The sequence below is a fragment of the Streptomyces mayteni genome (assembly GCF_054783955.1).
In genome coordinates, this window is sequence record NZ_BAAGPR010000004.1 from 31,657 (window position 1) to 51,466 (window position 19,810).

Consider the following 19,810-nt stretch of genomic DNA (forward strand, 5'->3'; position numbering starts at 1 on the left):
GCGATCAGCCCAGCTCTCCGCTGGCGCCGAACGCGTCGACGAGGGGGATGAGGCCGTCGACGCTGTCGAGGATGTGGGTGTGCGGGGCGTGTCGGAGTTGCTCGCGGCGGTGCGCTCCGGTGAGGACTCCGGCGACGATCCCGGCGCCGGCACACGTCCCGGCCAGGAGGTCGTTGCTGGTGTCGCCGACGACGGCGATGTGTGCGGCGCTGTCTGCCCCCTGCACCCACCGCATGGGGCCGGTGTCAACCGACACCAGCCCCATCGCGAGCGGGGTTCACGACCGGTCAGCGACGGGTTCCGAACACCCGGCGGATCTGCTCCAGATGCCCGTACCCGTGGACGGTGTCCGGCTCGAGGTAGGTGCCCTCGGTCCATTCGTTCCACGCGTTGAGGGTCAGCAGCGGAGCCCCGGTCCTCTCGACGAACGCGCGCGCCATCTCCAGCGCCCGTCCGAAGTGCTCCGGAGTGCACTCCGAGAGGACGTTGGTGTGGGGATAGCCGAGGCCGGGGTTGTAGCGGTCGGACTGGACGGTGCGGGGTGAGGGGTCCCAACCCACCGTCACATTGGGGAAGTACGGCTGGTCGAACCTGGCCGCGAGCCTCTCCCACCCCTGCTCGGCCCGCGCCAGGACATCGGCGTACGGGGTGGGGAGCGTGGGCATCGGGTGGTGGTGCGCCCAGACGTAGGAGGTCACACTGTCGAGGCCGAGACGACTCACGACAGTCGCCTCGTTCAGCGCGATTCCGTCCTGGGGAAGTACGGGCTGATCCCGGGAGATGGCGTTCAGGTGGATGCCACGGTACCCAGCCCGGGTGGCGCGCCTGCGAAGGCCGTCCAACGCGGCCTTCGTCCGGTTGATTCCGCCGAGCCCCTCCAGAAGAGTCGGCAGGTCGTAGAGCGAGAGATAAGGCCGGCCATCAAGCCGTAGATACCCCGGATGGCTGAAATACCGTGCCAGCAGGTAGTCTGTCGCGGCCTCGAACTGAGCGGCGTCGACGCTGCCCGACTCCAGAAGCGGAGCCCGTGCCGGGGTCTTCCACGGATGAATGTTGGTCCAGTCATGATTCGCCCACATGACGGCGAACTTCATGTCGTGGGCTGTCGCGTTCGGCATGAATGCCGTCTCGAGCGGGCGCTCCAGGTACGGGCGACCGCTGTACCAGTACCAGTCGAAGATGAACGCGTCGACACCGTGGCCGGTGGCCATGGCCATCTTGCGCTCCATCACGGCCGAATCGGCTTCGTCCTCGTATCCGTGGAGCGGGACACGCGGCTGCCAATGTCCCTCGAACCTGGGCGTGGCGTGTTTCACCAACTCCCACTCGGTCCACCCCTCCCCATGCCATTTCTCGTTTCGCTGGTCGACATGGAAGTTCGGGAAATAGTACGCCGCTATCGTCACCTCACGCTCACTCACGCGCAACACATCCATCGACGCGAACCGGCCCGATAACCATGGGATGAGTGTTGTTTCCTGGTCACGACTGTGACCCTAGCGAAGGGAAACAGGCACACCACCAGCCTCGATTGGGTAAAAGCAGGAGAAAGTTGACCTGCCATCGCGGGGGGCCTGCGGCGAGCGCTCACCGGCTTGTGGCCACCGAATCCCGGAGGCGTGATGATTCACCTCAGGGGGCCGAGTCCCTGATGACCAGCGAGGGTCGGAACAGGGTCGCGGAGTGCTGGTGCGCGGAAGACGGCGACTCCTGGTCCGCTGTTTCTCGGATGAGTGCCTCCACCGCTGTTCGGCCGAGGAGCTCTGTCGGTTGCGCCACGGTTGTCAGCCCGAGGGGCCCCTCCGACGCGAGCGCGAGATCGCCGTAGCCGACCACGGCGACATCGTCGGGGACTCGGACGCCGTTCTCCACCATGCCGCGGATCACGCCGACGGCCAGTTGGTCATTGGCGCAGAACACACCGTCCGTGACGCGGTCCGAGGCGAGTCGGCACCCGATCTCGTGGCCCGCCGCGGTGGTCATCTCGTCGACGGAGAACTCGACCATGGTGTCCGGGGCGATGCCGTGCTGGTCGAGGGCCTCGCGGGCGCCGGCTCGTCGGTTCTCGCACTGCGTGCTCGTGCGAGGGCCGTTGACCAGTACGAGGTGGGGTCCCCGCGATATGAGCAGGTGCCGCACGGCGAGCAGCCCTCCGAGTACGTCGTCGACGGCCACGGAACACCCCTCACGGGCGACGCCGGCCGCGATCGCCGAGTAGAACGGGTTCGTGATGTCCGGCACCACCAGACCCATCATCCGGCTCGTGCCGCGTCGCAGAGCGGCGGCGTTGCTGCTCGGCACGAAGTCGAGTTCGCGGATGGCCGCGAAGACACGCTGACGCGTGGACTCGGCCACGATCTCAGGACGGTTCAGGACGTTCGAGACCGTGGCGGTCGACACCCCGGCCAGATGTGCAACGGCTGACAACCCGCTCGCCTTACTTCGCGCCACGACTCCCTCTCATGCGGGGGCACGCCCAGCTCCCGTGCCGTGCGGGCGAGCCGCACGACAGCCGACGGACCGGCTACACGCCTCGCGGCACCTTGGAGATGGCGTCCAGGCGCAGGGGCTTCCCCGCGCCCCTCATCTCGAAGAGCGTCGGGCAGATCCAGCCGCCCTCGTCGAACTCGTTCCAGGCGTAGACCAGGACGGTGTTGGCCGGCACGCTGGCCGGGTTCGTGCCGCACCACACGACGGCGTCTCGGAGGTGGTCCGCGATCTGCCGCGGCGTCGCCTGTTGAACCCACTCTTCCCTGAAACCCGAGTAGTGCGGGATGGGGTAGTCGAAACGAGGGCGTTTGTCCCAGCCGGTGGAAACCGTCGGTACGACGTAGTCCGCCGCCTGGGCATACTGCGGCCACAGGCCGCTCTCGCTGGTGGCGAGGTCCGCGTAGGGCTGTCCGTTCGTGCCGCCGGTCGCGTAGCGGCTCACCGCGTCCGCGCCCGTCGTGGCCCTCGCTTCCGCGGCGGATTCCGGGGTCCAGGCCATCACCACGATGTACGGGTCCTGCCATCCCGCTTGCGCGGAGGCGGACCGCATGGCGTTGACCATGCTGGCCGGCACGACGTTGAAGAAGTACACGAGCGGGCGGCCACCCAGCACCTTCTGGTAGTTCGGGTCGCCGAAACGGGACACCAGATGCGGAAGGTTCGCGGAGTAGTTTCCGATGAAGTTGCCGTCCAGAATGGCGCACCACTTGACGTCGTTCCGGTGGGTGCTCGCCAGGTAGAGCTCTCTGGCCCGCGCCAGCGGCTGCTGCGGATAGTAGACGAAGGCCCAGTAGTCGATTCCGGCGGCCCTGGCGTACCGGATCTCGCGATCCATTATCTCCTGGGTGGTCGCGTCACAGTTGACGGACTCGGTGATCTTGACGCTGACTCCGTCGACATGGAGGTCCCCGGTGCTGTTCGCGTCGGTGGAGAAGGTCAGCGTGTCGAGCGCCGTCGTGGCAGTACGGAAGGGGACGTGCATCACCTTACGGATGCCGTCGACGAAGATGTCGACCCATGGTGCCTCTCCGGCCGGAGGGGCCGGATCCGCTGTGACCTTGACCGTGTACCACGTGTCGTCGCCGATGGTCTGGATGACGCTCCACGTGCCGTCGGCGGTGCGGTAGACGAGTTGCTTGGTGCCGGACTCGTCCCTGGTCGCGATGTCGACGACCACCGCGGCGCCGTTGCCCAACTTCGCTCCCGACCGCCGGCCGGCCTGGCTCTCCTTCCACTGCCACTCCACGGTGACCGCTCGCTCCTGGGAGGCGAAGGTCCGCGACATCGTGATGGCCGCCGTTCCTGAGGCGTCGTGCAGGAGCACGCTCCTGCCCTCGCGGCCCGGCACCTGCGTGACGGACACCGCGGAACCGGACGGCGCGGAGACGCTCCACCGGGCCGGGCGTGCCCCGATGGCCTCTCTGTCGAAGTCCTGGCTGATCAGCGTGCGCCGGGGGATGGTGATGTCCGCGTAGAACGGCAGGCGGAAATGGTATTCCTCCGGGGAAAGGCTTCGGTTGACATTGCTTCCCACCGTCCAGTCCGGGCCGGTCCACGCGTCCCAGCGAATGGCCCCGACCAGTGTTCTGTCCGCGCGTCTTCCCTGCTGGCCCGCCGCTGCCGCGACGCCGGGCGTACCCCACACGACTCCGCCCGCCACGGCTGACGCGCCTCTGAGGACCGCCCTTCGTCCGATCCCCTCGGCCGCGCCCCCATGTGCTTCCCTTCCCGTCATTGGCTACCTCCTGCGATGTGTATGACGCGCGCATGTATTCGCGAGCCCGTTACGGTGAGCGAACCGAATGAATCGCGGTTTGTTCCAGATCGTCGACGACGATGTGAACCGCAGGTAATTCGGTGTGGGGAACGATAGCGGCGGCGGTCCTCACAGGCCTGGGACGTGATTGCCCGATCGTGGGACGATGTTTTCCAGCGCCAGGGGCGGGATGTGCCAATGATGACGTCCCGATTCCACAGTCCTCGGAGCCTGGCCCGGGAGACACACGGTGGCGGTGACCCCGGTGGGCACGGTCACGGCGAGGGAGAAACCGTCCGCCCCGCGTCGCCAGCTGACCTCGGCCCGCCCGTAGGGCGTTTCCCGCACCCCGGCCGCGTGGGTGAGGCCGCCGCCAGGGCGGGGAGCAGGCTGTCCCAGCGTTCCCAGATCGTCGTCGCACCCTGCGTGACCGGATACAGCCAGGATGGGCAGCTCTGTTTGAGGAGCAGGGCGTACGCGGTGTCGAGATGCCCGGTGTCGGTGAGGGCGTCACAGATGATCGGGGTGCCGACGAATCCGGTGGCGATGTGGAGGTCGGCCTCCCGCACCAGCTCCGCGAGGCGCCGGCCCGCGGTGACGCGCTGTGCGGCAGTGGGAAAGAGATCGAAGCGGAGAGCGAGCGCGTAGGAGGATTGGGCGTCGTTGTCGAGCAGCCCGGAGGGAAGGATCCACCGCCTGGTGAACGCGTCCGCGATGTCACGGGCGAGCCGCTCATAGCGCTGATGGTCTTCGGAACGATCCAGGGTGCGCGCCGTCTCGGCGAGGACCGCGGCGGAACGTGCGTGGTAGGCGGTGGCTATCAGCGCGGGATCGGCCTTGTTGGCGGTCGGGTCGTCCGGCGGGGCTGACGGGTCGAGCCAGTCGCCGAACTGAAACCCCGTATCCCACAGGTGATCGTCACCAGCGTGGGCCGTCACGCAGTCGACCCATGCCTTCGCGCTGGGGTACTGCGCCCGCAGCACCTCCACGTCGCCGTAGTGCTGGTACAACTCCCATGGCGTGAGGGTCGCGACATCCCCCCAGGCAGCCGCCGGCGTGAGCGTCTCTGGTGTGAGAGGGGGTGCGGGGATCGAGGGGACGAAATAGGGAATGTGCCGGTTCGCGGCATGTCCGTTCCAGGAGTTTCCACGACAGGCGCGGACGCGTTTCCCCGATGCCCAGCGGCTCCTGGTGGTGCTCGGCCCTCGGGGTACCTAGGCGAATGAACTCGCTTCCGTGGTCCACGTGGTCTCCTGTCGTTCTTCCCCGTCGCCGACCAGGCCCCGGATCACCCACTCGTGTCCGCCGCGTGTTCCGACTCGTACTCCGCGGCCATCGCGTCGCCGCCGTCGGACTTCCACCTGCTGACGGCCTCGTCCCACGAGTTGACCGGCTGTCGGCCGGTGATGACGCCGACGATCGCGTCGTCCATGGCCTGGCCGAGGGTGGCGCCAGCGGTGCTCAGGGTGTCGGAACGCAGGCCGGTCGCCGGATTGTCGATCAACTCGGGGCACGTCCGGCGCTGCCACTCATAGGCGGTCCTGACACCCTCGGAGGCATTGGGCACGTACAACACCTGCGGGGCGGCGCACAGGTAATAGAACGGCAGGTTGACGACGTTCTCGGTCCTGCCACGCTCGGTTGGTGTCGGGTCCCCGTTCGAGTCGTACGTGAAGTGCGTGCCCTCCACGCCGTACATGAGCAACTCGTACTCCTCGGTGCCGAACGGCGAGGCGAGGAAGTCCAGCACCCTGAGGATCATCCTGATCTTCGACTGCGACAGGTTTCTGTTGACGACGGTGTAACCGGCGTAGCCAGGAGCCGCCCAGGGCGTCGGGGCGACGCCGTCCGGGGCGTAGGAGATCATCGGTGTCGCCTGGAAGTCGTGTACCTGGCTGAGCGTGGTCGGGAGAGCGCCGAAACCGTCGGTGTAGGACTGCACTGTGCCGTTGTAGAACTGAGTCTTCAGGTCGACGGTGGACGTCGCGACGGAGTCCGGGTAGTACTGCTCGCCCCTCCACAGGGTGTTCAGGTAGGCGAGCGTCTCCTTGAAATGAGGGCTCTCGTAGTAACTGGTGAACTCGCCATCCGAGAGCGACCAGGTGTTCGGCACTCCGTGGAATTGGGCGTGCGCACCGAACCAGTTGAGCCCGTTGTCCTTCGACGCGCCCATGCCGTACTTCCTGCCCTGGGTCAGATCCTGAAGGAGGCGGGTGAAGTCGTCACGGCTGTAGCCGCTGTCGTCGGCTCGGAAGCCCTGCTCCTCGAAGGCGGTGCCGTTGATCCACAACACCACGCTCGGCCTGGCGCGATGGATGGGCACGCCGTGGATGCCCCCGTGGAATCGGCCCACCGCCTGCCAGGAGGCGGTGGGGATGTTGGCGAGGTTGGGGTAGTCCCTGATGGCGTCGCCGGACACGAACTCCGAGATGTCGGCCATCATTCTGAGGACGAAGGTCGCCTCATGGGGCAAGTTGGCCCCGGCCCCGAGATTCAGGATGTCGGGCAGGTCGTTGCTGGCCATGAGGGTGGCCATCCTTGCCGGGAAGTCCGAGGCCGGAACCGGGGTGAAGTCGATCTCCACCCCGAGCGCCCTCTCCATGGCCTGCCAGTACTCGTTCTGGCCGCGCGGTGTCGGGGCAGTGCCGTAACTGATGGTCATGACCCTGAGCGTGGAGCCGTCACCCGGGGGCTCGGAGGTGCCCTTGGTGAGCTGGGACGGGTACGTCAGGTAGGCGTCCTGGATTCCCGTGGCGGCATCGCCCTCGAGGTCGGGCGCGACGCCGTCCCTGCGCACATAGGTCGGCCAGGGCGCCAGCTCCGTCCCACTGTTGGCGGCGCTGCGGGACGTGCCGGAACTGCCGCAGGCAGTCAGCAGCGGGGGTGCGGCGATCGCCGCGGACGCGATACCGACGGAGCGCAGCAAGGAGCGCCGGGAAAAGGAGGGCATGGTCGTACATTCCCTTCGGGATGAGGGGTTCGGGGCGTGCGGTCCCAGCGTTCAGCCGTCGCTGATCGGTTTCAGGAGAAAGGTGGGGCGGCCCGGGTTCAGCTCTTGATGGCGCCGGTGAGTACGCCACTGGTGAAGTACTTCTGGAGGAATGGATAAACGAGCAGGATCGGCACGGTGGCCACGACCAGGACGGCCATCTGAATGGTCTGCGGGGCGGCCATCGCCGCGTCACCGGCGCCGTTGGAGTTGGCGATCTGGGCGCCGCTCAGGACGTAGGTGCGGAGCACCTGTTGAAGCGGCCAGTGTTCCGCGTCCAGGTAGATCGAGGCCTGGAACCAGGAGTTCCAGTAGGAGACGGCATAGAAAAGGGAGACGATGGCGAGCGCCGCCTTGGACAGCGGCAGCACCACGGTGACCAGGATCCTGAGATTACCCGCGCCATCCAGTCGTGCCGCCTCGTAGAGTTCCTCCGGGATGGACTGGAAGAACCCGCGCAGGACCACCAGGTTGAAGACGCTGATCAGGACGGGGGCGATCAGTGCGGCGTAGTTGTCCAGGAGCCCGAGGTTCTGGACCATCAGATAGGTCGGGATCATCCCGGGCGGGAAGAGGAAGGTGAAGAGCACGAGCAGGAGTACCGGCTTGCCGCCGAAGACCCTGAGCCGGGCGAGCGCGTAGGCCAGCATGACCGTACACACCATGCTGGCGGCCGTCCCGACCACGGTGACCCCCACGCTCACAGCCAGCGCGTGGGTCACGATGCCGCCGTTGAAGATCTGCCGGTACGCCTCGAGGGACGGGTCCGTGGGCCAGAGGACCCAACCGCCGTTCTGCACAACGGACTCGGTGGACGACAGCGAGGTGGCGACGACCACCAGGAACGGCACCAGGACCAGCACGACGATCACCGCCAGGGCGATTCCCTTCGCGGCGAGCGTGGCCTTGCGTGGCTTCTCCATCCAGACCGGGCGGACGTGTTCGGCCGGCCCGCGGCTCTTCTGACGGGTCTGGCGACTCACTTGTAGACCCCCTGTTCCCCGAGGCGGTGCGCGAGCCTGTTGGCGGCGAAGACGAGAATGACCCCCACCACTCCCTTGAAGAGGCCGGCCGCGACGCCATAGCTGAAGTCGCCGCCGATGATGCCCTTGTAGTACACGAAGGTGTCGATGATCTCGGCGGCCTCGGGGCCCACGGTCGTGCGCTGTAGCAGGATCTGCTCGAAGCCGACGGACAGGATGTCCCCGATCCGCATGATGAGCAGCAGGATGACGATGGGCCGGATGGATGGCAGGGTGACGTGCCAGAACCTCCGCCAGGGGCCGGCCCCGTCGAGGGCCGAGGCCTCGTAGAGCTGGTCGTCGACCTGGGTCAGTGCGGCGAGGAAGATGATCGTTCCCCAGCCGCAGTCCTTCCAGATGACCTGTAGCACCGTCAGCGGCTTGAACAACTCCGGGTTGCCGATGATGTCGACCGTGTGGAGCCCGGCCCCCGAGAGCATGGAATTGAACAAGCCCGTGGCGCCGAGCATCTGCTGGGCCATCGCGACCACGATCACCCAGGACATGAAGTGCGGCAGGTACACCACCGACTGCACGACCCTGCGGAGCGTGTTCGATGTGAGGCTGTGGAGGAGCAGGGCCAGCGCAAGCGGGGCTGGGAAGTAGAAGACCAACTGCAGGACGGCGATTTCGACCGTGTTGAGGGCGGCCTGCCAGAAGCCGGGGTCACCGAACAGATCGCTGAAGTTTTCGACGCCGACCCAGGCGCTGCCCCAGAACCCCTCGAAGGGTATGTAGTCCTTGAAGGCGATGACGTTTCCGAACAGCACTCCGTAATGGAAGACCAGGAAATAGGCGATCCCTGGAAGCATCAGGAGGATGAACAACCGATCACGTCGCAGGCGACTGAGTTTTGTTGGCCGAGGTCGCGTCGGTTGCACGAGGGAACCGCCGTCACGGGCATCTCTTCGAGGCTCACGTTGCGAAGTGTCGCGGTCTGGCGGGCCGTTAACCGCAATCTTGATGTCAGGCCCGCTCATGCCCGCGATCCCGAATGGCGATATTTTTGGGGAATGCCCTCATGGGAGTAACGCTGCTCAGTCACGATCGCGACACTAGTTGTCCGAAGTTGGGAGCCACCATGGCTAGTATTGGGCAACAGTCGGACAAAGTTGCCCCGCCCTGCTGGATGGCAAGGTGGCGCTCAGCGCATTGGCGGCGACTGTCGGGTGAACCTTTGCGAGCCGGCGGTCGCCGCGCACACGGAGCAGGTCAGTCGTCGACGCTGCTCGGCAAGCCGGATTCGGCGGATGCCGGGAGGTGGTCCCGGCCCTGGCCCGTCAGGGCGCGCCTCCGGTAGGCCGAGGGGGTGAGCCCGTAGGCGGCCTTGAATCGGCGTGCGAAGTAGCCGGCGTCCTCCCAGCCGAGTTGCGCGCCGATCCGGGCCACCGGCTGGTCGGTTTGGACGAGAAGCTGGGCCGCGGCCTGTTCTCTGAGTCGATTGAGGTAGGCGATCGGCGGCGCGCCGAGATCGCGTTGGAACAACCGGATGAGGTACGTGCGTTCCGTTGCGGTCAGGGCGCCGAGTTCCGTGAGTGTCCACGCGTACCCGGGGTCGTGCTCCATGGCCTGTACGGCGCGGGACACCGCGGGATGGAGCGTGGCGCGTCGGCGGCGCGGTGCGGAATCGTCGGCGACCCAGAAGTGGTTCAGGATGTCGAGGTATATCAGGAGGTGCGCGATGACCTTGACGTGCGAACGTCGTGCGGAAGTACGGTCGCTGATGCTGCGCAGTTCCTCGGTGACCGAGCCCAGTTCGCCCGAACCGACTTGCACTCGCAGCGGCAGCAGGAGGTTCGAGGAATGCAGTGCCTCCATCAGCGGCAACTCGAAGTCGAGGAAAGTCAACGTGCTGTGGACCAGCTCCGGGGCGACGAAGCAGTCGAAGACCACCAGGTCCTCACACTCCCGGTAGGCGTGCCACTGGTTCGGCGGGATCACGACGGCGCTTCCCGGACGGATGGGATGGTCGCCGTCAGCTGCGATGTGAAGCCCGTTGCCCTGGGTGACGAGTGCGATCTCCAGGTAGTCGTGATCGTGCGCGGCCACGTCGGCCGGGAGCTCGTGGCGATCAGCCCAGACAGGGAGTCCGTCCGGGCAGAACACCGCCGCCCGCTCATATCGGTATCTCGGTTCGCGAGCCAATTTTCTCCCACTCTCCCACAATCCAGCCCAGCATTACGTCCGGGCCACCTTAAATAACATCGCCTCTGTGAGAGAACAACAGCACTCGATCCCGTGCCAGGTTCCGGTTCCTCGTGAGCGGCCCAGAGGCAGTCCGGAGACTCTGCTGGTGATGGGGCGCGACACGTTGCGACTGCAGTTCGGCGAACCCGAGCTGACGCGTCTTCGCGCTGCCGCGTCGGTTGCCGAGCCGCTGGCGGCCGAGGAGTTGAGTTCCCCTGGCGTCCGGACTCGTCTCGCCGAGGTGGAGGTCCTGATCACCTCCTGGGGGTGCCCGCCGCTCGACGAGGACGTGCTGCGGGCCGCGCCGCGTCTGCGCGCCGTCCTCCACGCCGCGGGCAGCGTCCGGGGGCACGTGGGTGATCCGGTGTTCGCACGCGGGATCCTGGTCACCACCGCTGCTGCCGCCAACGCCGAGCCGGTCGCCCGGTACACGGTGGCCGCGGTGCTGTGGGCCCTGAAGAAAGTCCCGTTCCTGGCGCAGGACGCTCGCCGGTACCGCCAGGACTGGACCTACCGTGACCGCCGGGGCAAGCTGAGCGGCTACCACCGCACGGTCGTGATCGTCGGCTTCTCCCGCATCGGACGACGTGCGGTCGCCCTGCTGCGGACGCCGCACGACGGCCCGATTCTCGTCGTGGATCCGTACGCGGACCCCGCTGAGGTGAGTGCGGCGGGTGCCGAACTCGTGGACCTGGCCGATGCGTTGCCGCGCGCGGACGTCCTGTCACTGCACGCACCCGCCCTGCCCGAGACTCGCCACATGATCGGCGAATCCGAACTGGCGAGCCTTCGGTCAGGCGCCACGTTGATCAACACGGCTCGCGGGGCGCTGGTGGACACGCTGGCGCTCGAACGTGCCTGTGCGTCGGGGCGGCTGGACGCCGTCCTCGATGTCACCGATCCCGAGCCGCTGCCCGCGAGCTCCCCGCTCTACGACCTTCCCAACGTCCTGCTGACCCCGCACGTCGCGGGGGCACAGGGGGCAGAGACCCGCCTCATGACCGGCGCGGCACTCACCGAGCTCGAGCGCTATGCCGCCGGCTTGACCCCATTGAGCCCCGTCACCCGACAGAGCTTGGCGGTACAAGCATGACAAGTCCACTCGACTTCATACACTCTCCGTACACCGGACTGACGCGGGACCACTGGGAGGCGTTGGCGGACCACATGCTCGCGGCGGTCGACCCCTACCGCTCGCCGACGGGTGCCAGGATCGACCTTCCGGGTCCGACCAGCGTCGCCGGCGCGGTCTCCGACGGACTCGAGGGGTTCGCTCGCACCTTTCTGATCGCGGGATTCCTCGTGGCCGGCCGTGACGGCGCCGATCCCGGGAACCTCCTCGACAGGTACGCCCGTGGTCTCGCGGCGGGGACGAACCCGTCCTCCCCGGAGGCCTGGCCGCGTCCCGACGACGAGCTGAACCAGGCGAAGGTGGAAGCCGCTTCGATCGCGCTGATCCTTCAGTTGACCCGGCCATGGCTCTGGGACCGGCTGGACGAACGCGTCCGCGAGCGGACCGTCGACTGGCTGTCCGCCGTGATCGGACAGTGGTATCCGCAGAGCAACTGGGTGTGGTTCCGGGTCATCGTGCAGTCGTTCCTCCGCGAGGTCGGGGGCCCCTGGTCGGTCACGGAGATCGAGGAGAGCCTCGCCGTTCACGAGTCGCTGCGGCGGGCCGACGGCTGGCTGGCCGACGGTCACGGCCGCGGCTTCGACCATTACAACGGCTGGGCTCTGCACGTGTACCCGTTGTTGTGGACTCGGCTGTTCGACGTCACCGGATCCCTGTGCCCGTCGGAACTGCGTGCGCAGTGGGCGGCTGATCTGGGCCGCTACACCGACGACGTGCTTCGACTGATCGGCGCGGACGGATCCCCGCTGTTGCAGGGCCGCAGCCTCACCTACCGCTTCGCCGCCGCGGCCCCACTGTGGATGGCGGCACTCACCGATGCGGGGCAGCATCCGCCGGGTTCGCTGCGCCGCGCGGCCAGCGGCATCGTCTCGCACTTCGCAGAGCACGGCGCGTTCAAGCCGGACGGCCTGCTCAGCCTGGGGTGGCACGGCCCCTGGCCGCGGATGCGCCAGTCCTATTCAGGGCCGGGGTCACCCTACTGGGCGGCGAAAGGCATGTTGGGCCTGCTCCTGCCGCAGGACCATCCCGTATGGGCCGACCCGGAACGGCCGCTCCCCGTCGAGACCGGTGACATCGCTCGCGTGATCGAGGCCCCCGGCTGGCTGGTGTCCGCACGGCAGGAGGACGGAATCGTCACCGTACTCAACCACGGCACGGACGCGGCGCGGCCCGGAGCGACCTGCGCCGATTCCCCACTGTATGCCCGACTCGGTTACTCCACCGCGACCGTGCCCGCGATGACGGGGCCATCGGTCGCCGATCCCGTCGACAACGCCGTGGTACTGCTCGACGCGGCCGGCAGGGCCAGCCACCGAAGCGGGTTCCGCACCCTGTTCACCCGGGAACTGGCGGGCGGTGTGCTCGTCGCCGCCTCGCAGGGGCCCGTGCGCTGGATAGACGTGAAGGACGACACCCCTCCCGACTTCCAAGCGGGCCCGACCGGCACCGTGACATCTGGTCCGGTCCTCACCGTCGCTTCCGTGGTCCGCGGCGGCTTCGAGGTGCGCCTGGCGCGGGTGGACGGCGCGACATCGGCCGTGAGGCTACGTGTCGGAGGCTGGCCCGTGGCCTCCTCCGAGCCGCCTCGGGCACACTCGGGCGCGGGCTCCTCGCACCTGTTCGCGGAGGCGGCGAGTGCCGATCTTCGCTCCGTCATTCGCGGCCTTCGCGGACTGGCCGAGGCCGACGTCTCCGTCGAACGCGGAACCAGCCCCCTCGGTGAGTACACCGCCGTGCCGTGGCTCGCCACGCGGGCCGTAGCGGTTGGCGACGTCGTCGCTTCCCTCGTCACCCTGACTCGCCGGCCCACCAACGAGCCGGCCCCGGAGGTCACGGTCGAAAGCGTCGCCGGGAAGGGGCATCGGGTCGTCGTCTCCTGGCATGACGGCGCGCCCTCGGAGTTCCTGTTGCCCACCTGACCAGGCAGCGGGCACGGGGGCCGAGTGGCGCTGCGGGACGGAGAGCATGAACGGGCTGGCCCGGACGGTGGCCGTGGGTGTGGGCAACGAGTCTCCCGCAAGTCCATCCCCGAGGCGTTCCACGTGGCGGCCGCCCTTCCGGACGACCGAGGGTTGGAACCAGTGGGCCGTGTCGCAGTCCCCACGACGCAGGAGGAGTGGCGTCCGAAGACTGGATCAGCGCTGTCGCCTCTCACTCCCGTGACGTCGCCGCCGTCCTTCGGATCGCTCCTGTGGGGTATTTGTGGGACAGCGGGCGCCAAGAGCCGGAAAGCACCTGGTCAGGGGCTCGTAGCGGGGAGACCGTGAATCTGCCGGCGCAACAACGGCCCTGTGACCCGCCGAAACGCCGCTCTTGCGAGCGGGAAATGAAACGCGCTGAGCCAGCCGGCACGGTGGCCGGGGGTGGCGCTGCTATCGGGCCGCCGCGCCGAGGACGCAGCCCTCGTGGGGCCCGAGTACCAGGTCGGTGACCGTGGCCCGCCGGTCACGGGCCGGGGAGGAGGAGAGCAGCACCGAGTACCCGGCGCTGTCCAAGGGGACGGTCGCCGACCGGGGGCCGAGATTGATCAGCACGCGCACCCGCTCGTCCCCGAACTCTCTGGTGAACGCCAGTACCCACTCCTGCGGGGAGCCGTCCGGGACCCAGCGGCCTCGGGAGAGCGCCGCGCTGGCTCGGCGGAGGGCGAGCAGTTCGCGGACGAAGGCCAGCATCGAGGCCGGGTCCGCGTCCTGCCGTTCGACGCTGTACTCCGTGTACCGGTCGCCGAGTGGTAGCCAGGGGCGGGCGCGCGGCGGGCAGAAGCCGCCGTTCGGCTCGGTGGTCCACGGCATCGGGGTGCGTGCGGGATCGCGCCCCTGCCCTGGTTGGACGGCCTCCCACGGGTCCTGAACCCGTTCTGCCGGGACCGGCACGTCCTCCATGCCGAGTTCGTCCCCGTAGTACAGCACCGGCGTGCCGCGCAGGGTGAGGAGGAGCAGCAGGGCCGCTCGGGTCCGCTCGGGGCCGAGCCGGCTGGCGGGTCGGGAGACGTCGTGGCTGCCGAGCACCCAGTTGGGCCAGGCGTGTGCGGGGAGCGTGCCGTCGTAGGCGGTGACGAACCGGCGTAGTTCGTCCGCCTCCCAGGGCAGGAACAGCAGCCAGAAGTTGAAGGGGAGGTGGAGCATGTCGTCGTCGCCGTAGTAGCCGCTGAGCTGTTCGGGACTGAGGCCGTACTCCAGCTCACCGAGCAGCACCCGCCCCGGGTACGCGTCCACGATCTGCCGGAACTCCCGCAACAGGGGCAGGATCTCCGGCTGGTTGAGCTGGTAGCGGGCGGTGGCCGGCCGGTAGCCGCCCTCGGCGTCCGTCGGTTCGTCCCGGAAGTGCCGGTCCTTCACGAGGTAGTCGACCATGTCGACGCGGAAACCGTCGACGCCGCGATCCAGCCAGAACCGCATCACGTCGTGCATCGCCTCGCGTACCCGCGGGTTGCGCCAGTTGAGGTCGGGCTGACAGGGCAGGAAGGAGTGCAGGTAGTACTGGCCGGTGGTCTCCTCCCAGGTCCAGGCCGAACCGCCCGTGACCGCACGCCAGTTGTTGGGCGGACCACCGTCGGGCGCGGGATCGCGCCAGAGGTACCAGTCGCGCGACTCGTCCACGCGTGAGCCCCGCGACCGCCTGAACCAGGAGTGGTCGACGGAGGTGTGGTTGGGCACGAAGTCGAACAGGACGCGCAGCCCGAGGCGGTGCGCCTCGGCGATCAGCGCGTCGGCGTCGGCGAGCGTGCCGAACAGGGGGTCCACGTCGGTGTGGTCGGTGATGTCGTACCCGAAATCCCGCTGCGGCGAGGTGAAGAACGGCGAGAGCCAGACGGCGTCCACGCCGAGCTCGGCCAGGTACGGCAGCCGCGCGATCACCCCTGGGAGGTCGCCGACCCCGTCGCCGTCGCTGTCCTGGAACGACCGCGGATATATGTGGTAGATCACGGCGGACCGCCACCAGTTCGTCATGTCACAGCACCCCGTGCGTGCGGAAGGCATCGCGCATCGAGACGCCGGACAGCACGGCGGCGCGGAACGCCCCCTCGGCCGCCCGCTTGTCGCGAACGGCCGCGGCCACCTCGGGTACCCGCTCCCTGGGCACGATGACGACCCCGTCGACGTCCGCCACCACCAGGTCGCCTGGCCTTACCCGCACGCCGCCGATGTCCACCGGCGTGCCGTGCGCCACGACGTCGAGCCGGCCCTTGCTGTCGTAGGGGACCGTTCCCCGGCTGAAGACCGGGAAGTCCCCCGCCGCCAACTGCCGTGCGTCGCGCACCAGACCATCGGTGAGAGCACCCACGACGCCGCGCGTCCGACAGGCGGCCGTGACCAACTCTCCCCAGACGCCGGCCGCCGTGGAGTTCCCCGTGGCGAAGACGACGACATCGCCGACCTCCGTGGCGTCCACGGCGCGCAGCAAGCCCTCGTACGGCGAGGAGGGTTCGGGGGCGTCGGCCGGGCGGGCCAGCAGTGGGAAGGCCCGGCCGACCAGGGTGTGCCCGGGGTGCAGCGGAGTGATGTCGGGAACGAGGCACTGGTCGCGCAGTCCGAGGAGGTCGAGGGCGTCCGAGACCAGGGCGCTGGAGGGCTCGGTCAGGAGCTCCGGCGGGTGGGCAGGGGGATTCTCATCCGTCATTGCGGCAGTGTCGACCTGCGGTCTCGTCCCGTCAAACATTGCTGTTTCGCCTACCGATACACTGCGGGTCATGTCAGCTTCGCTTGAACGCGCCCTGGACGCCCTGAGGTTGATCGCCGATCGGGGCGAGGAACGACTCGCCGTCATCGCCTCCGAGCTCGGGGTGTCCCGGGCGACCGCGCACCGGCTGCTGGCCACGCTCCAGACGCGCGGCTTCATCGAGCACCTCAGGGACTCCCGGACCTACCGGATCGGCCCGGCGGTCGGCGAGTTGGCCGCGCTCGCGGACAGCACCTCGCTGCTGACCCTTGCCGCGCCCGCCCTGCTCGACCTGCGGACGCGCACCGGCGAGACGGTCAATCTGGCGGCGGTCAGGCGTTCCGTCATCACCTGGGCCGACTACCTCCCGGCCGTGCACGCCATCCGCCTGACCACCGAGATCGGGGACGTGGTGCCGCCGCACGCCACCGCCATCGGCAAGGCGGTGCTCGCCGAACTGCCCGAGGCCGAGTGGCCGGCGCTGCTCGGCGGCGAACCCTACGCACGCCTCACCAGCGAGACCCGACTCACCCTGGAGGCGTTGCGCGCCGATGTCGCGGCGGCGCGCAGGGCCGGATACGCGGTGGACAACGGCGAGTCGGAAGTGGGGGGCGTGTGCCTGGCCGCGGCCATAGTCGACCGCTCGGGAAAGCCGGTTGGCGCCATCTCCGTGTCCGCGGTCGAGGTGCGACTGCCCACGGCGGAGCGGGCGGTCGTCGGCGCGGCGGTGCGCGCCTGGTGTGACCGCGTCTCGGCGCAACTGCGCGCGGACCGCTGAGCCCACTGTCTCATCTGCCGCAACACCCCTGCCTCGCGAGGCGGTTGCCGCTCTTGATCCGGCCCGAGGGCGGTGCTTCCATGATTTGGCCAGCGGGACGCGGTTGTCTCGCTCAGTGAAACGGGAGGATCTCGGGTGGGCATCGGGCGACCACGTGGACGACTGCGGGGCAGGACCGCCGTGATAACCGGCGCGGCGCGCGGCATCGGCCGGGCCGTCGCCCAGCGCTTCGCCGAGGAGGGCGCCGCGGTCTTCTGCGTCGACCGCGACGGCGAGGCCCTGGCCGACACGGTCGCCGGTATCACCGCCACCGGGGCCACTGCCCATGCTCACGCCGCCGACGTCACCGAGGCCCAGGAGATGATCGACGTCGCCCTGGCGTCCCTCGGGCGCGTCGACGTCCTGCACGCCAACGCCGCCGTCCAGGTGATGGGTGGCCTCGAGAGCACCGAGCCGGCGCACTGGGACCAGATGTACGCCGTCAACCAGCGTGCGGTGGCCGAGGCCATCCGAGCCGTCGTACCGGCCATGCGCTCGGCCGGCGGCGGATCCATCATCCTGACCGCCTCGTTGCTCGGCATCACCGGCGACCCGGATCTGCCGATGTACGGCGCGACCAAGGGCGCGCTGCGGGCACTGTGCCGCTCCGTCGCCGCCGCCCACGGCCGGGACAACATCCGCTGCAACACCATCTGCCCGGGCGACGTCGACACCGAGATGGTGCGGGAGTACTTCGCCCATCAGCCCGACCCGGACGCGGCCCGCGCCGACATCGAGGCACGCTACCCGTTGGGCCGTCTCGCCGCGCCCGCGGACATCGCGGGCGCCGCCCTCTTCCTGGCCTCCGACGACGCCGACTACGTCACCGGCACCGATCTGGTGGTCGACGGCGGCCTGCTGGCCCGCATCTACTGACGCGCCAGGCCGTGCACCGAACCATCCCACGACCGACAGGAGCGACGTCACCGTGACACTCGGCGCCCGACGCAGCGACCACTGGTTCGCCGGAGCGGACCTGCCCGGCTTCCTGCACCGCGCCTCCCTCACCGCCGCCGGCATCAGCCGCGCCGCACTCGACGGACGGCCCGTCATCGGAATCTGCAATTCCTGGTCGGAACTGGTCAGCTGCAACCTGCACTTCCGCGGCCTCGCCGACGCTGTCCGGCGCGGCGTCCTCCAGGCCGGCGGCCTGCCCCTGGAATTCCCCACCATGAGCCTGGGCGAGAACCTGCTCAAGCCCACCGCCATGCTCTTCCGCAACCTGATGGCCATGGACGTCGAGGAGAGCATCCGCGGCTACCCCTTCGACGCCGTCGTGCTGCTCGGCGGCTGCGACAAGACCGTCCCGGCCCAGCTGATGGGCGCGGCCAGCGCCGACGTGCCCACGATCTCCGTGACCGGTGGCCCCGCCAACCCCGCCCGGTTCCGGGGCCGGGAGCTCGGCGTGGGCACGGACCTGTGGGCCTACGTGAACGAGCTGCGCGCCGGGCGGATGTCCCGCACCGAGTTCGACGAGCTCGAGGCCGCCGCCATGCCCTCTGCCGGCCACTGCCCCGAACTCGGCACCGCCGCCACCATGGCCGCCGTCACCGAGGCGCTCGGCATGAGCCTGCCAGGCAGCGCGACCATCCCCGCCACCGACGCCCGCCGCCACGCCGCCGCAGAGGCCGCCGGCCGGCGGGCCGTCCAACTCGCCCACGACGACCTGCGCCCCTCCCGCATCCTCACCGCCCAGGCCTTCGACAACGCCATCACCGTGCTGATGGCGTTCGGGGGTTCCACCAACGCCGTCATCCATCTGCTCGCCCTCGCCGGCCGAGCCGGCGTACCGCTCACCCTCCAGCGGTTCGACGAGATCTCCGCCGTCACCCCGCGCATCGCCGACATCAGGCCAAGCGGCACGCGGTTGTTCGCCGACCTCCACGAAGCCGGTGGCGTCCCCGCGCTGCTCGCCGCGCTGGCGCCCCTGCTGCACGTCGACGCGGTCGGGGTCGGGGGAGCCGCGCTCAGGGACACTCTTCCGGAGCGGCGCACGGACACCAGTACGGACACCGGTGAGGTCATCGCCTCCCTCGACGCCCCCTTCGGGCCCACCGGCAGCCTCGCCGTGCTGCGCGGTACCCTCGCGCCCGACGGCGCGATCATCAAGACCTCGGCCGCCGACCCGAGCCTGCTCCGGCACCGCGGCCCGGCCCTGGTCTTCGACAGCGTCGGTGAGCTGTCCCACCGCATCGACGACCCCGCACTCGACGTCACCGAGGACACGGTGCTCGTCCTGCGCAACGTCGGCCCCATCGGTGGCCCCGGCATGCCCGAGTGGGGACAACTGCCGATCCCTGAGAAGCTGTTGCGCCGCGGAGTCCGCGACATGGTGCGTATCAGCGACGCCCGGATGAGCGGCACCGCCTTCGGCACGGTCGTCCTGCACGTCGCCCCCGAGGCCAAGGCCGGCGGCCCGATCGGCCTGCTTCGCACCGGCGACCCCGTCACGCTCGACACCGATGCGCGGCGCCTGGACATCGACATCCCGTCGGCCGAGCTGGCCCGCCGTCAGGCCACCGCCGCTTCGCCAACCGCTCACCACACGGCGCGCGGCTATCAACGGCTGTACGCGGAGCGCGTCACCCAGGCCGACCAGGGCTGCGACTTCGACTTCCTCCGGGGCGACCCCCGCGCCCCGGCGGACACCAACCTGCCGACCGGGCTCCTCAGCGGCTGGCACGGCGGCTGGTGACCCCTGCTCCGGAGTGCGGCCAGACGCGGTCGCTGTGCGCGAGCTCCGGCACGAGCAGGGGCC

General features: G+C 69.0%; 16 protein-coding genes and 1 pseudogene. 5 read left to right on the forward strand and 12 right to left on the reverse strand.

Annotated elements, in window-relative coordinates; all coding sequences use genetic code 11:
• Positions 1-4 precede the first annotated feature (4 nt).
• From ACYVPE_RS02950 to ACYVPE_RS02995, 10 genes and pseudogenes are all read right to left on the reverse strand, one after another.
• On the reverse strand, positions 5-256 hold the full coding sequence (locus ACYVPE_RS02950; RefSeq protein WP_461031765.1) for an HAD hydrolase-like protein: 252 nt from the start codon (positions 254-256) through the stop codon (positions 5-7).
• A 31-nt stretch (positions 257-287) separates the two neighbouring features.
• On the reverse strand, positions 288-1,421 hold the full coding sequence (locus ACYVPE_RS02955; RefSeq protein WP_461031766.1) for a glycosyltransferase WbsX family protein: 1,134 nt from the start codon (positions 1,419-1,421) through the stop codon (positions 288-290).
• Between the two features lie 211 nt (positions 1,422-1,632).
• The gene (locus tag ACYVPE_RS02960; RefSeq protein WP_461031767.1) at positions 1,633-2,427 is read right to left on the reverse strand and encodes a LacI family DNA-binding transcriptional regulator; all 795 of its coding nucleotides are present in this window, start codon (positions 2,425-2,427) and stop codon (positions 1,633-1,635) included.
• Positions 2,428-2,524: 97 nt separating this feature from the next.
• Entirely contained in the window at positions 2,525-3,853 is a 1,329-nt protein-coding gene (locus ACYVPE_RS02965) for a glycoside hydrolase family 71/99 protein (RefSeq protein ID WP_461031768.1), read from the reverse strand.
• Between the two features lie 522 nt (positions 3,854-4,375).
• Positions 4,376-4,594 (reverse strand): alpha-L-rhamnosidase C-terminal domain-containing protein, encoded by a 219-nt coding sequence (locus ACYVPE_RS02970; protein ID WP_461031769.1) that lies wholly within the window; start codon positions 4,592-4,594, stop codon positions 4,376-4,378.
• Positions 4,522-5,361, reverse strand: a pseudogene (locus tag ACYVPE_RS02975) (alpha-L-rhamnosidase-related protein); the annotation flags it as partial. The gene ACYVPE_RS02970 and the pseudogene ACYVPE_RS02975, both read right to left, overlap by 73 nt.
• A gap of 173 nt (positions 5,362-5,534) precedes the next feature.
• Positions 5,535-7,196 carry a type 2 periplasmic-binding domain-containing protein gene (locus ACYVPE_RS02980; protein WP_461031770.1) on the reverse strand — a complete coding sequence of 554 codons (1,662 nt, stop codon included), beginning with the start codon at positions 7,194-7,196 and terminating at the stop codon, positions 5,535-5,537.
• A 98-nt stretch (positions 7,197-7,294) separates the two neighbouring features.
• Positions 7,295-8,158 carry a carbohydrate ABC transporter permease gene (locus tag ACYVPE_RS02985; protein ID WP_461031882.1) on the reverse strand — a complete coding sequence of 288 codons (864 nt, stop codon included), beginning with the start codon at positions 8,156-8,158 and terminating at the stop codon, positions 7,295-7,297.
• A gap of 56 nt (positions 8,159-8,214) precedes the next feature.
• On the reverse strand, positions 8,215-9,069 hold the full coding sequence (locus tag ACYVPE_RS02990; protein WP_461031883.1) for an ABC transporter permease: 855 nt from the start codon (positions 9,067-9,069) through the stop codon (positions 8,215-8,217).
• A gap of 400 nt (positions 9,070-9,469) precedes the next feature.
• Positions 9,470-10,306, reverse strand: a complete 837-nt coding sequence (locus tag ACYVPE_RS02995) for an AraC family transcriptional regulator (RefSeq protein ID WP_461031771.1) — start codon at positions 10,304-10,306, stop codon at positions 9,470-9,472.
• A gap of 247 nt (positions 10,307-10,553) precedes the next feature.
• Between ACYVPE_RS02995 and ACYVPE_RS03000 the strand changes: the two genes are divergently transcribed.
• Entirely contained in the window at positions 10,554-11,537 is a 984-nt protein-coding gene (locus ACYVPE_RS03000; protein WP_461031772.1) for a hydroxyacid dehydrogenase, read from the forward strand.
• Positions 11,534-13,495, forward strand: a complete 1,962-nt coding sequence (locus ACYVPE_RS03005) for a DUF2264 domain-containing protein (protein WP_461031773.1) — start codon at positions 11,534-11,536, stop codon at positions 13,493-13,495. Before ACYVPE_RS03000 ends, ACYVPE_RS03005 begins: the two co-directional genes overlap by 4 nt.
• 453 nt (positions 13,496-13,948) lie before the next feature.
• Here the strand turns inward: ACYVPE_RS03005 and ACYVPE_RS03010 are convergent, their stop codons facing one another.
• Together ACYVPE_RS03010 and ACYVPE_RS03015 are read right to left on the reverse strand one after the other, a co-directional pair.
• Positions 13,949-15,526, reverse strand: coding sequence for an alpha-amylase family glycosyl hydrolase (locus ACYVPE_RS03010; RefSeq protein WP_461031774.1), 1,578 nt, complete (start codon positions 15,524-15,526; stop codon positions 13,949-13,951).
• A gap of 1 nt (position 15,527) precedes the next feature.
• Positions 15,528-16,196, reverse strand: coding sequence for an RraA family protein (locus ACYVPE_RS03015; RefSeq protein WP_461031775.1), 669 nt, complete (start codon positions 16,194-16,196; stop codon positions 15,528-15,530).
• Positions 16,197-16,266: 70 nt separating this feature from the next.
• Between ACYVPE_RS03015 and ACYVPE_RS03020 the strand changes: the two genes are divergently transcribed.
• The 3 genes from ACYVPE_RS03020 (at position 16,267) to ACYVPE_RS03030 (ending at position 19,747) form a co-directional block, all read left to right on the forward strand.
• Complete coding sequence (locus tag ACYVPE_RS03020; protein WP_461031776.1) at positions 16,267-17,013, forward strand: IclR family transcriptional regulator; 747 nt, start codon at positions 16,267-16,269, stop codon at positions 17,011-17,013.
• Positions 17,014-17,193: 180 nt separating this feature from the next.
• Complete coding sequence (locus ACYVPE_RS03025; RefSeq protein ID WP_461031777.1) at positions 17,194-17,928, forward strand: SDR family NAD(P)-dependent oxidoreductase; 735 nt, start codon at positions 17,194-17,196, stop codon at positions 17,926-17,928.
• A 52-nt stretch (positions 17,929-17,980) separates the two neighbouring features.
• Positions 17,981-19,747: a dihydroxy-acid dehydratase gene (locus tag ACYVPE_RS03030; RefSeq protein WP_461031778.1), complete on the forward strand. Its 1,767-nt coding sequence runs from the start codon at positions 17,981-17,983 to the stop codon at positions 19,745-19,747.
• The last annotated feature ends 63 nt before the right edge of the window (positions 19,748-19,810 follow it).

Bases quoted from the DNA above. Each gene is read 5' to 3' on its own strand.
- ACYVPE_RS02980 (WP_461031770.1), bottom strand. From the start codon at position 7,196: ATGCCCTCCTTTTCCCGGCGCTCCTTGCTGCGCTCCGTCGGTATCGCG.
- ACYVPE_RS02985 (WP_461031882.1), bottom strand. From the start codon at position 8,158: ATGGAGAAGCCACGCAAGGCCACGCTCGCCGCGAAGGGAATCGCCCTG.
- ACYVPE_RS02990 (WP_461031883.1), bottom strand. From the start codon at position 9,069: ATGCTTCCAGGGATCGCCTATTTCCTGGTCTTCCATTACGGAGTGCTG.
- ACYVPE_RS03000 (WP_461031772.1), top strand. From the start codon at position 10,554: ATGGGGCGCGACACGTTGCGACTGCAGTTCGGCGAACCCGAGCTGACG.
- ACYVPE_RS03005 (WP_461031773.1), top strand. From the start codon at position 11,534: ATGACAAGTCCACTCGACTTCATACACTCTCCGTACACCGGACTGACG.
- ACYVPE_RS03010 (WP_461031774.1), bottom strand. From the start codon at position 15,526: ATGACGAACTGGTGGCGGTCCGCCGTGATCTACCACATATATCCGCGG.
- ACYVPE_RS03015 (WP_461031775.1), bottom strand. From the start codon at position 16,196: ATGACGGATGAGAATCCCCCTGCCCACCCGCCGGAGCTCCTGACCGAG.
- ACYVPE_RS03020 (WP_461031776.1), top strand. From the start codon at position 16,267: ATGTCAGCTTCGCTTGAACGCGCCCTGGACGCCCTGAGGTTGATCGCC.